Annotated in this window: 11 protein-coding genes; 10 read left to right on the forward strand and 1 reads right to left on the reverse strand. The window is 38.4% G+C overall.

The window, feature by feature from the left end:
• The 8 genes from K6G87_RS09020 to K6G87_RS09055 form a co-directional block, all read left to right on the forward strand.
• Positions 1-544: tRNA threonylcarbamoyladenosine dehydratase (locus K6G87_RS09020; protein ID WP_442863368.1), on the forward strand; the 544-nt coding region annotated here is incomplete at its 5' end.
• Between the two features lie 110 nt (positions 545-654).
• Entirely contained in the window at positions 655-1,818 is a 1,164-nt protein-coding gene (locus K6G87_RS09025; protein ID WP_296836111.1) for an ATP-binding protein, read from the forward strand.
• Positions 1,819-1,875: 57 nt separating this feature from the next.
• Complete coding sequence (locus tag K6G87_RS09030; protein ID WP_296836114.1) at positions 1,876-3,309, forward strand: Y-family DNA polymerase; 1,434 nt, start codon at positions 1,876-1,878, stop codon at positions 3,307-3,309.
• Between the two features lie 99 nt (positions 3,310-3,408).
• Positions 3,409-3,651 carry a hypothetical protein gene (locus K6G87_RS09035; protein WP_296836203.1) on the forward strand — a complete coding sequence of 81 codons (243 nt, stop codon included), beginning with the start codon at positions 3,409-3,411 and terminating at the stop codon, positions 3,649-3,651.
• 122 nt (positions 3,652-3,773) lie between these two features.
• Entirely contained in the window at positions 3,774-4,007 is a 234-nt protein-coding gene (locus K6G87_RS09040; protein ID WP_296836117.1) for a hypothetical protein, read from the forward strand.
• Between the two features lie 15 nt (positions 4,008-4,022).
• On the forward strand, positions 4,023-6,251 hold the full coding sequence (locus tag K6G87_RS09045; RefSeq protein ID WP_296836120.1) for an HD domain-containing phosphohydrolase: 2,229 nt from the start codon (positions 4,023-4,025) through the stop codon (positions 6,249-6,251).
• Positions 6,252-6,371: 120 nt separating this feature from the next.
• Complete coding sequence (locus K6G87_RS09050) at positions 6,372-7,073, forward strand: MgtC/SapB family protein (protein ID WP_296836122.1); 702 nt, start codon at positions 6,372-6,374, stop codon at positions 7,071-7,073.
• Positions 7,074-7,299: 226 nt separating this feature from the next.
• Positions 7,300-8,451 carry an ROK family transcriptional regulator gene (locus tag K6G87_RS09055; protein ID WP_296836125.1) on the forward strand — a complete coding sequence of 384 codons (1,152 nt, stop codon included), beginning with the start codon at positions 7,300-7,302 and terminating at the stop codon, positions 8,449-8,451.
• Positions 8,452-8,544: 93 nt separating this feature from the next.
• On the opposite strand, the gene K6G87_RS09060 is transcribed toward K6G87_RS09055, so the two are convergent.
• The gene (locus K6G87_RS09060) at positions 8,545-9,171 is read right to left on the reverse strand and encodes a M48 family metallopeptidase (RefSeq protein WP_296836127.1); all 627 of its coding nucleotides are present in this window, start codon (positions 9,169-9,171) and stop codon (positions 8,545-8,547) included.
• A 283-nt stretch (positions 9,172-9,454) separates the two neighbouring features.
• Here K6G87_RS09060 and cysK point away from each other — a divergent pair, with 283 nt between their 5' ends.
• Together cysK and glnA are read left to right on the forward strand one after the other, a co-directional pair.
• Positions 9,455-10,393 (forward strand): cysteine synthase A, encoded by a 939-nt coding sequence (gene cysK / locus K6G87_RS09065; RefSeq protein ID WP_296836130.1) that lies wholly within the window; start codon positions 9,455-9,457, stop codon positions 10,391-10,393.
• 403 nt (positions 10,394-10,796) lie between these two features.
• Positions 10,797-12,128: a type I glutamate--ammonia ligase gene (glnA, locus tag K6G87_RS09075; protein WP_296836133.1), complete on the forward strand. Its 1,332-nt coding sequence runs from the start codon at positions 10,797-10,799 to the stop codon at positions 12,126-12,128.

The raw sequence follows: 12,128 nt of genomic DNA on the forward strand, positions 1-12,128 counted from the left end.
AGAGAGGATTCATGATATCAATCCTCTTTGCAAAGTGCATGTACATAAGACTTTCTATCTGCCGCCGCAGGCAAGATCTATGCAGCAGGAAGCTGATAAAGAGAATATGTCCGAAGATAAGAATATGCCAGATACTGACAAGCCTATTACAGGTGAGAAGTTTGACTTTAAGGCCTATGATTATGTAGTAGATGCCATAGATACTGTAACAGGTAAGATAGGACTTATAGAAGAGTGCGATATGGCAAAAACTCCCATAATAAGTTCCATGGGAGCCGGCAATAAGCTTGATCCAAGTGCCTTTGAAGTTGCAGATATATATAAGACATCAGTTGATCCTCTTGCAAGAGTTATGCGAAGAGAACTCAAAAAAAGAGGTATCAAAAAGTTAAAAGTTGTCTATTCCAAAGAAGAACCTATAAGTTCCGGAATAGAAGGTAAAGGCAGAAGAAGAACAACTCCTGGATCAACTGCTTTTGTGCCCTCTGTTGCAGGACTTATAATTGCCGGAGAAGTTATTCGTGACCTATCGGGAAAATGCTGATATAATAGTAAAGTTTGTATGTATAAGCGATATGCTGTTCTATATATACGATAATGAGTTAATAGTTGTATTGTAGCAACGTTTGCCATGAAAGGTTTTCAGTTTTTTTTATGAGTAGTAATATTACAATTGAAGAGATGCTTCTGGATACCAGGAATAAACTGGTTATAGATGTTCGTAGTAAGGATGATTATGATAAGGAAACTTATCCTGATGCGATCAATATATTTTGGGAAGATTTTATGGATCACAAGAATGAGCTCCCAAAGGATAAGCCTATATATCTTTTGTGCTATTCAGGACGAAATTCCGAAGATATAGCAGACATCCTTTCTGAAGAAGGATATGAGATATACAGTGTTGAGGGCGGTTATTATTCCTGGCTTCGCATAAAGCTTGAAATGTTCATGAGAGACGGCGAGGCATCAGATAAGCGCTGCAAGGATATAGAGCATAGTATTATCAAGAAGTTCAGAAAAGATATCTGGAGTCAGTTCACCAAGGCTATCAATATCTACGATATGATACAGGATGGAGATAAGATTGCCGTATGTATCTCAGGGGGAAAAGATTCTATGCTTATGGCCAAGCTCTTTCAAGAGCTTCACAGACACGGCAAGCAGAATTTTGAAGTTGTATATCTAGTTATGAATCCTGGATACAATGATATAAATTATCAGACGATCCTTAACAACGCAAAGCTTATGCAGGTTCCTATAACTGTATTTCGCTCTGAAATTTACAATATTGTTGCAGGAGATGATATTAAAAAGGCAGGAAGCCCCTGCTATCTTTGTGCACGTATGAGAAGAGGAGCTCTTTATCAAAGAGCCAAAGAGCTTGGCTGTAACAAGATAGCTCTTGGCCATCACTATGATGATGTTATAGAGACAATCCTTATGGGAATGCTCTATTCGGGACAGATCCAGACTATGATGCCTAAACTTCATTCAACCAACTTTGAAGGCATGGAGCTTATAAGACCTCTTTATCTTATAAGAGAAGAGGATATCATCAAGTGGCGAGATTATAATGATCTTCATTTTATACAGTGTGCCTGCAGACTTACGGAAAGCTGTGCCAGCTGCGGAGGAACAGAGCAGGGATCAAAGCGTGGCGAGATCAAGGGACTTATCAAAGAGCTTAGAACAAAGAGCCCTTATATAGAAAGTAATATTTTTAAGAGTGTTGAGAATGTTCATATTAATGCCGTTATGGGCTATAAGACTCCAGATGGCATAAAGCATAGCTTTCTCGATAATTATGAAAAATGATATAAAGCATTTTTTCTGATAGGAATTCTTGTGAGTATATGATGAGGCGATTATTGCATGGGGAGAACTTATATTGCGATAGACCTTAAATCTTTTTATGCTTCAGTCGAGTGCCAGGAAAGAGGACTTAATCCTCTTACGGCAAAGCTTGTTGTAGCTGATGCATCAAGAACCAGTAAGACTATATGTCTTGCAGTATCACCTGCTTTAAAGGCGTATGGCATTCCGGGACGCGCCCGCCTTTTCGAGGTGGAGCAGAAGGTAAAAGAGGTTAAAAGGTCTACAGGAGAGACAATTGAATATATAATAGCAACTCCCAGGATGCAGCTGTATATGGACTATAGTGCCAGGATATACAGTATATATCTAAAATATATAGCGCCTGAAGATATTCATGTTTATTCAATAGATGAAGTGTTTATGGACGTAACGGGATATCTTCATACCTATAAGATGACAGCTCACGAACTTGCCATGACAATGATAAGAGATGTTCTTGGAGAGACGGGGATTACAGCTACTGCAGGAATAGGTACTAACATGTACCTTTGTAAAGTGGCTATGGACATAGTTGCCAAGCATATCCCTGCTGACAAGGACGGTGTAAGGATTGCTGAGCTTGACGAAGAAAGCTACAGATACAAGCTTTGGAATCACAGACCACTGACGGATTTCTGGCGCATCGGAAGGGGCTATACCAGAAAACTTGAAGCCCATGGAATGTACACTATGGGAGATGTGGCAAGATGTGCACTTAGAGATGAAGATCTTTTATATAAGCTTTTTGGAATTAGTGCAGAGCTTTTGATAGACCATGCTTTTGGCATTGAACCTGCAACCATAGAAGAAATCAAGGCATATAAGCCTGAGAATAACTCTGTTTCATCAGGTCAGGTTCTTCACTGCCCTTATGATTTTGCAGGAGGTAAGCTCATAGTAAGGGAGATGACAGATCTTCTGGTACTTGATCTTGTGGACAAAAAACTTGTAACAGACCAGATAGTTCTTACCATAGGCTATGACATAAGTAATCTCACAGATCCTGAAATTCGCAAGAAGTACAAAGGGCCTGTAGTTATGGATTATCTTGGCAGGATGGTTCCTGAACATGCACATGGAAGTGTCAATCTTTCCGGATTTACTTCATCAACAAGTAAGATCATGGACAAGGTTATGGATCTTTATGACAGGATAGTAAACAGGGATCTTCTTGTAAGGAGGATCAATGTTACGGCCAATCATCTTAAGGATGAAAAAGAGCTTTTAGAAGAGTCTTCATATGAACAGCTTTCTCTTTTTACAGACTATAAGGCTTTGGAAGAGGAGAGGGCTAAAGAGAAGAAGGACCGCGATAGGGAAAGGCGTGCTCAGGAAGCTGTTCTTGCGATCAAGAAAAAGTATGGTAAAAATGCCATTCTTAAAGGTATGAACCTTGAAGAGGGGGCACAGACTGTAGCAAGAAACTCTCAGATTGGCGGCCATAAGGCATGAGCCTTTACATGGAATAGTTGTAAGAGACTGTTTTTACAGATGTTTTATAAAAATGTTTTGGCATAAGTTTACGTGCCCTATTTGTGAAGGAAAACTGATATGGACAAGGATTATACCCCGGCAGAAAGAGAGACTATCAGAAAATATGCCGATATTATAAATGAAAAACGTCCTGTTTCTTTAAAACATCCGGCAATGGATAAGATGAAGCGGGCTGCTCAGTTTTCGCCTTTTGCGGCGCTTACCGGCTATGAAGATACTGTTGAAGATGCCAAAGATCAGTTTATCAGAGATATGGAGCGTTTTGGAGAACATCTTGAAAATATTGATGACCAAATCTGATAAACAGTGACACAAATAAAGAGAAATATATTATAGTATACGAGAAGAAATTCAATTTTATAACGAGCAAAAAGCATAGCGTTTGCGAGTTTAACTTAATTACAACGAGGAGTTTTGAGAAAATGGCAATGAATCCGGCAATTATGATGAAAATGATGCAAAGGCTCAGCATATTCAGAGAGCAGCATCCTAAGTTTCAGGCATTTCTTGGAAATGTCTCAAATGGTGCTATAAGAGAAGGCACAATAATAGAAATCAAAGTTACAGATCCAAATGGCGCAGAGTATATCTCCAATATAAGGCTTACAAGAGATGACATTGAAACGGTGGAGATGCTTAAGAATATTAGAGAGTAGTGAGTAGTATCGCAAATGTCACAGAGAGTTCAAAAAATTTATCTGTTTATCTTCATAATCTTTTTTGTGAGTATATTTTCATATCATAGTATCGAGTCATTTGCAGATGATAAGAAGACTGTACGTGTTGGCTATTATGAGAATGAGATATTTCAGGAAGGCGCCAGTGAAGGTGCTGTTAAGTCAGGCTATGCATATGAATATTACCGCAAGCTGTCTGAATATACAGGATGGGAATATGAGTATGTATATGGTACATTCAGCGAGCTTTATACCCAGCTTGTAGATGGCAAGATAGATCTTCTTGCCGGTATAGCCAAAAGCGACGACAGAATAGGTATCATAGCCTATCCTGATGATGCGATGGGAAGCGAAGTTTATAATCTTATAAAACATGACTACGATACGAACATAACTTCAGATCCAGCTTCTTTTGCAGGTAAGAAAATAGGTATACTTAACAGCGTAATTGTAAATGTACTTAATGAATACCTGAGTAATCGCGGTGTTAGTGCTCAAATTGAAATATATGATGACTATACTTCTCTTTTTGAAGATTATGATAGTGGAGAACTTGATATTGCAGCAGTAGAGGGAAGCGGAGCATATAGCAGAAAAGCTTCTGAGGTACTGTGCACCTTTGGAACTACAGATTATTATTTATGCGTTAATAGTAAGAGAGCTGATCTTTTGTTTGAACTTAATAAGGCTCAGACAATGCTTTCTATAGAAGAACCCAATTATCTTAGTCAGCTAAGGAACAGGTATTATTCAGGCAGTGTTTCAAGTCTTGCTTTTTCTTATACCGAAAAGGACTGGCTTACAGGTAATGATACTTTGAAAGTAGGATATCTGGAAGATTTTCTTCCGTTTTGTGATACTGATGCTTCGGGTAATGTTACCGGTATTGTTAAGGATATAATACCTAAGATAATTGATGAACTTAATATATCCGGGGTCAGCATAACATATCAGGGCTTTAAATCTTATGATGATATGCTTGATGCCATGAATGACAAGGTCATAGACCTGGCATTCCCGGTAGAGGGAAGCCTGTTCTATTCTGAACAAAATGGTATCTATCAGTCAAGTCCTTTGGTAACTACCAATAATGAGCTTGTATATAAAGGAACATATGATAGTAGTCTGGTTAAGACTTTGGCAGTTAACAAGAACTGCGGGCTTCAGTACTACTATACTATGACAGAATTTCCTGATGCCGAGCTTGTATTTTATGACTCTTCAGATGAATGTATTGAAGCTGTTCAAAAAGATGAAGTTGATGGTACAGTTCTGAACGGACTTAGAGCCTATAACATACTAAGAAACAGTAAGTACCATGGACTTTCTGCAATGCAGCTTAGTGGCATGGAAGATATATGCTTTGGTATAGAGATAGGTAATAAAGGCCTTTTGAAGATCATTAACAGAGGACTTAGTATTCTGGATGAGGATTATGTGCTTTATACGGCATCCCATTATACTGATGAACTTTTTTCATATTCTGTTAAGGATTTTCTAAAAGACAATGCAGAAATATGTATATCCTTCGTGATAATTGCCTTTATTGTAATACTCTTCATATTAGGTATGCAGTCACAGCAGAAGATAGAAGAGGAAAAAAGGCAGCGCTATTCCATTCAGAAGATATTCAATCAGATGATCATGGCTTTTGCCAAGATGATAGATAAGAAGGATGAATATACAAGCGGACATTCCTTCAGGGTAGCGGATTATTCCAGAAAGCTTGCAAGAAAGATCGGTTATACTGAAGCTATGGCTCAGAGGGTTTATAATGTTGCTCTTCTTCATGATATAGGTAAGATTGCTGTTCCTAATAAGATCCTTAATAAACCAAAAGGGCTTGATGATGATGAATATTCTATTGTCAAGGAGCATGCTGCCCTTGGTAAGGAGATCCTGCAGGAGATAGATTCTCTTCCTGAGATATCACTTGGAGCAGGCTATCATCATGAAAAATATGATGGAACAGGTTATCCGGAAGGGCTTAAGGGTGATGAAATACCTAAGATAGCACAGATAATATCAGTCGCAGATGCCTTTGATGCAATGTATTCGACAAGGCCTTATCGTAAGAGTATGAAGCTTGAAGACTGCCTTGAAGAGATAAGAAAAGGTGAAGGTGTTCAGTTCAATCCTGAGCTTGCAGAAGCTTTTATAGAGCTTGTCCACGACGGATGGCTTGAAATGGAAGAACCTGATAAGGACGTGCTTTGGTGGTGACCTGATAAGAAGTATATAAAGATGGGTTTTGGTTTCAATATGTGATACTATGATGTTGGGGGATGATATTTAATACCCCAACATTATTTTATTTAATAAAAATATATATGGGGTGGTTATATGTCTTATATTTCTCAGATGTTGGATCTTGTTCATGAATTTACTATCCTTGGAATAATTATCAGATTTGTATTTGCAACTATAGTAGGTATAGTTGTAGGTATCGATAGAGAGATGAAGAACAGGGCAGCAGGCATCAAGACACATGTTCTTGTATGCCTTGGTGCATGTATGGTCAGTACTACAAGCCAGTATGTAAGTATTTATTTTGCCGGGACACCTGGAGATATAAACAGGCTTGGAGCTCAGGTTATAAGCGGAGTAGGATTCCTTGGCGTAGGTACTATCCTAATAACTGGTAAGAATCAGGTAAGAGGTCTTACAACAGCGGCCGGACTTTGGGTATGTGCCTGCGTAGGTCTTGCAGCAGGAATTGGCTTTATAGAAGGCGCGACTATTGCTCTTTTATTCATTATTTTCACACTAAAGTTTTTGAATATTGTAGATAACAGGATTCATATGTACGCCAAAGACTTTGAACTGTATATAGAATTCGAGAATACTAAAAGTATAAGAATGTTTATTGATGATATGCATAAAAAAGAGATAAGCATTTATGAGCTTAATGTTAACAAGAGCGACATCAAAGGACAGGGCCCTGTTGCCATAGCAAGAGTTGGTGTTAGTAATATCAAAGACAGACCTACATTCATAGACAGCCTTAGAGATAATGAATATATAAGCTATGTAGAAGAACTTTGAGTATTTATAGCTGATGGTGTATGAACTCTGTTAATCGGAAAATATACCAAAAGATACATGTAATTAATTAAAAGTATATATTTATTTTATGTGCTATCATTTATGTATTAGGTGTTTGAATAGATACTATAAATATTATATTATGATAAATATGAGATATTAAAGTAATAAACCAGAAACTGTTAATACTAATGAATAAAGATTTAGTATTACTTAGGGGGTAGCCATGCATCAGTCAGGTATAAATATGGAACAGGTCAAAGCTTATAACAGAGCTATGATCGTTAAGTACATCTGTGAACACGAAACAGCATCAAGGGTTGATATAGCTGCTGATTGTGGTCTTACACCAGCTGCAGTAACACAGATAATCAATGAACTTATAAAAAGCGGAATATTAATAGAAGTAGGTACGACTGGAAGACAGAAGGGTGCCGGAAGAAGGAAAGTCCTTCTTTCAATGAATAATGAAAATATATATCTGTATTCAATTAATATAGAACGATTTGAGACTATAATTTCCATTGTAAATATAGGCGGTAAGGTTGCTGCAACAGAAAGAATACCAACCAATAAGGATGCAGATCCGGAGGCGTTTTTGAAAGTGCTTGCTGAAGCCTGCCACAGAATTTCGGATGGCGTCGATGATGTTATAAGTAGTAAGATCAAAGGTGCAAGTATCGGAATTCCAGGAATAGTGGATATAGAAAATGGTGTATCCGTAAAGGCCTATGGCATATGGGATACCAGTGTAGAAGTACGTACTATATTGTCCAGAGAACTTGGAATTCCTGTTATCATACAAAATGATGTAAATGCCTTTGCAAGAGCAGAACTTTTGTTTGGAGAGGGAAGATACAAAGATGATCTTCTTGTTATCAAATGGGGCCAGGATATCGGAGGAGCAATAGTTATAGATGGTAATATCTATGGCAACAGAGAACGTAAGACTGCAGAGATAGGGCATATGATCGTAGATCCAAATGGAGAGCTTTGCTGCTGCGGTAAGAGAGGATGTCTTGAGACCAGAGCTTCTTATAAGAAGCTAAATAGTATCATTCCATTTGAGACTACTAAGTTTGCAGAAGCTTTTAATAGTGCCGGTGAAAGTCAGAAAAAGGAACTTAAAGAGGCAATTTCACTTTTTGCTCAGGCTCTTGTAAGCTCATGTGCATTAGCTGCTCCTGAAACTATTATCCTTGGCGGAGACCTTTTTAACAGTAAGACTATAAGAGATGAACTTGCAAATGCTATGAAGAAATATGATCCTTCATTTAATGAAGAAAGATTAGTATATAGTAAGCTTGTGGACAGGGATAGTTATATTGGCCCTGTAGCCGAGTTTTTACAAAGAGCCGTGTTTGGAATTAAATTTTAAATAGCTTTTTAGATAATAAAAAGCCCTGCAAAAGTGGTGTGTAGAAATAAGAACGTACATATCACTTTTGCAGGGCTTAAATTATTATATAAGTCAGATTCTGAGTTCCTGACCGTGCTCATTGAGCCACTTACGATGGCGGTCATAGTCAGGCATTACACTTTCAACTGTTGCCCAAAAGGCCTTGGAATGATCCATGTGAGTAAAGTGTGCAAGTTCATGAACCACAACATAATCAAGGACTTCAGGTGGAGCCATTATAAGTCTCCAGTTGAAGGATAAGGTTCCGCTCGTGGAGCAGGATCCCCATCTGGTCTTCTGATCTCTAATTACAATCTTCTTGTGGTGAACACCCATTATCTTCTCGAAGTGCTGAACACGAAGCGGAAAGAAATCTGAAGCGGCCTTTTTGTATCTCTTCTCTAACAGAGTGCGCTCGGCTTCAGTAAGTTCAGGCATGCTGCTTTTTAGAGCGTTCTCTTTGATTATCATCTCGTTGTGCTTGTCGACGATCCACTGTGCACGGCCCTTTAGCATATCATTAACTGCTGAATCGCTTGTACGAAGTGGGATTCGTAGCTCTGCACTACCATCGGCATTGACTATTACAAAGCCGGTCTTTCTTTTTGATCGTATTACGCTGACAGGAAGGCTGTGATTGCCTGATCTGTCTGAATAATTAATAAACTTGGTTACAGTTCCCTCTGCATTCTTTTTCATATCCCAATAACCCTTTAAAAGCTCCTCGTTTGAATATAAAAAATTTCCCTGCAAGTAGTATATCATACAGAAAAAATAGGTTAAGGCTTGACTTTTTTAAATGTTTATGATGAAGGCTCAAATGCACGCTGTGAGCCTGTTTAAAATATTTTTTCAAAATAAAAAAATAGTATTGACATGGAGGTGGCAGGAGAGTATTATCATTTCATAATCCTACTGAAACAGTGTGAATAGTATGAAAATAAAAATGATGATAATTTAAAGGATTGAAGGGAGAAAAATTATGGCTAACATTAAAAAATCAGCAACAGAACTTATCGGACACACACCACTTCTTGAACTTGTGAACTTTCAGAACGTAGAGAATGTTAAGGATGCCAAGATCATCGCTAAACTTGAGTATCTTAATCCTGCAGGAAGTGTGAAAGATCGAGTTGCATATGCTATGATAGAAGATGCTGAAAAAAGTGGAAAGATTAAACCGGGAGCAACGATCATTGAACCAACTTCAGGTAATACCGGTATAGGTATTGCATCTGTAGCAGCAGCAAGGGGATATAAGGCTATTCTTACTCTTCCTGATACAATGAGCGTTGAAAGACGCACAATTCTTCAGGCATATGGCGCAGAGCTCGTACTTACTGACGGCGTTCAGGGTATGAAGGGAGCAATTGCCAAGGCTGAGGAACTGCACAAAGAGATTCCAAATTCTATTATCCTTGCACAGTTTGATAATCCTGCTAATGCATCTGCTCACAGAAGCACAACAGGACCTGAGATATGGGAAGATACAGATGGACAGGTAGATTATTTTGTAGCTGGTGTTGGTACAGGCGGAACACTTACAGGTGTTGGTGAATTCTTAAAGAGTAAGAATCCTGATATCAAGATTATTGCTGTAGAGCCTGATACTTCTGCAGTTCTTTCAGGAGATAAGCCAGGACCACATAAGATCCAGGGTATTGGAGCAGGTTTTGTTCCTTCAGTTCTTAATACCAAGGTATATGATGAAATAATCAGAGTTCCTAATGAAAGCGCATTTGAAAAGGGCAGATTATTTGCAAAGTCTGAAGGTATTATGGTAGGTATTTCTTCAGGAGCGGCTTTGTGGGCAGCAGAGCAGGTTGCTTTAAGACCTGAAGCTAAAGGCAAGAATATAGTAGTACTTCTTCCTGATTCAGGTGACAGATATCTGTCTACACCTCTTTTTGCAGTGAAATAATTCAGGAGATATAAGCTTATTTTATCTCTTGAAAATAAATATAGGGATGGAATGAGTTATGTCAGAACCTTTAATTAAGGTATCAAATGTCAGCAAGATATTTAAGACCAAGGATAATACCGTTGAAGCTTTAAGGAAGGTAAAGAGTCTGATCCCGGAATTGTAGCTCTTGTTGAAGTCCTTAAGTCTGATGAAGTTAAGGCTTGGATCGAAGAAGAGTATCAGGGATCCGTAGTTCCTTACGAGGGCGAATAATATTTTTCCAAAATCGTACTTGAAATTATTGCAGTTAATAGGTATAGTATCATAATATAAAGGCAAGGGCGCCGATATTGATTCGAGCACCCCTGCCTTTTTTATTTTGCAAATATATTATTTTAAACGGTCAGAAAGGATAATAGAAATGACTAAGTACACCAGAGAAGATATTTTTCGTATTGTAGAAGACGAGGATGTGGCTTTTATCAGGCTTCAGTTCTGTGATATATTTGGTAACCCCAAAAATATTGCTATAACTCCTTCTCAGCTTGAGGTTGCACTTGACAGAGAACTTACATTTGACGGGTCCGCAGTAGAGGGGTTCGTGCGCAAGAATGAAAGCGAGATGTATCTATATCCGGATCTTGATTCGTTTGAAATATATCCATGGAGACCTCAGTCTGGCAAGGTTGCAAGAATGTTCTGTGATGTATATACGCTTGACAGAAAGCCTTTTGAGGGAGATCCCCGTAATATACTCAGGAAAGTTCTTAAAAAAGCAGAAGACATGGGCATCACTTTTAAAGTAAATCCTGAAATTGAATTCTTCCTTTTTGGTTGCGATGATTCAGGAAACCCTGTTCCTACTACCAAGGAGACAGCAGGCTATTTTGATGTAGCACCTGCAGATATGGGAGAGAACGTAAGACGTGATATTATTCTTAATCTTGAAGATATGAATTTCAACATTCTTTCATCTCACCATGAAATAGCTCCTGCTCAGCATGAAATTGATTTTGAAAGTGATGAGGCAGGACGTATCGCAGATATGATCCAGACTTTCAAAATGGCAGTTAAGACTATCGCCAAAAAGCATGGCTATTATGCGACATTCATGCCAAAGCCCCTTGAAGGTGTTAACGGATCCGGAATGCATATAAGCTTTTCTGCTTTTGACAAAGATGGTCTTAATATCTTCACTGACAGTAATGATGAGCTTGGACTTTCTAAAAAAGCTTACTCATTTATTGCCGGACTTCTTAATCATATGGAAGGAATCAGCCTTGTAACCAATCCTCTTATTAATTCTTACAAGCGCCTTGTACCGGGATATGATGCTCCTGTTAATATGACATGGACTGCATCCAGTGCTAATCGTACTTCTCTTATCCGTATTCCTTATAAGAGAGGCAATAAGACTCAGATTGAATTAAGAAATCCTGACTCAACATGTAATCCATATCTTGCACTTGCTCTTTGCATAGCAGCAGGTATTGATGGTATTGAAAATGATATGCTTCCGCCTAAGCAGCTTTCAATGCAGCAGGCTGATGGAACAGAAGCCAAAGATCAGTTTAAGACTCTTCCGCAGACTCTTGGCCAGGCTATTGATGCTTTTCAAAGTGATGATCTTGTTAAAAAAGTACTTGGACAGGATGTATGCGTTAAATTCCTTGAAGCCAAGGAAGATGAGTGGAAGAGGTTCAGAAGCTGTGTAACTCAGTGGGAAATGAACGAATATCTTGGGAAATACTGA

The sequence above is a fragment of the Butyrivibrio sp. genome, from assembly GCF_024699075.1.

What these genes read in the sequence shown, in the direction of transcription:
- K6G87_RS09060 (WP_296836127.1), bottom strand. Translation starts at nt 9,171, where the DNA reads ATGAAAAAGAATGCAGAGGGAACTGTAACCAAGTTTATTAATTATTCA.
- K6G87_RS09035 (WP_296836203.1), top strand. Translation starts at nt 3,409, where the DNA reads ATGGACAAGGATTATACCCCGGCAGAAAGAGAGACTATCAGAAAATAT.
- cysK (WP_296836130.1), top strand. Translation starts at nt 9,455, where the DNA reads ATGGCTAACATTAAAAAATCAGCAACAGAACTTATCGGACACACACCA.
- K6G87_RS09030 (WP_296836114.1), top strand. Translation starts at nt 1,876, where the DNA reads ATGGGGAGAACTTATATTGCGATAGACCTTAAATCTTTTTATGCTTCA.
- K6G87_RS09045 (WP_296836120.1), top strand. Translation starts at nt 4,023, where the DNA reads ATGTCACAGAGAGTTCAAAAAATTTATCTGTTTATCTTCATAATCTTT.
- K6G87_RS09025 (WP_296836111.1), top strand. Translation starts at nt 655, where the DNA reads ATGAGTAGTAATATTACAATTGAAGAGATGCTTCTGGATACCAGGAAT.
- K6G87_RS09055 (WP_296836125.1), top strand. Translation starts at nt 7,300, where the DNA reads ATGCATCAGTCAGGTATAAATATGGAACAGGTCAAAGCTTATAACAGA.
- glnA (WP_296836133.1), top strand. Translation starts at nt 10,797, where the DNA reads ATGACTAAGTACACCAGAGAAGATATTTTTCGTATTGTAGAAGACGAG.
- K6G87_RS09040 (WP_296836117.1), top strand. Translation starts at nt 3,774, where the DNA reads ATGGCAATGAATCCGGCAATTATGATGAAAATGATGCAAAGGCTCAGC.
- K6G87_RS09050 (WP_296836122.1), top strand. Translation starts at nt 6,372, where the DNA reads ATGTCTTATATTTCTCAGATGTTGGATCTTGTTCATGAATTTACTATC.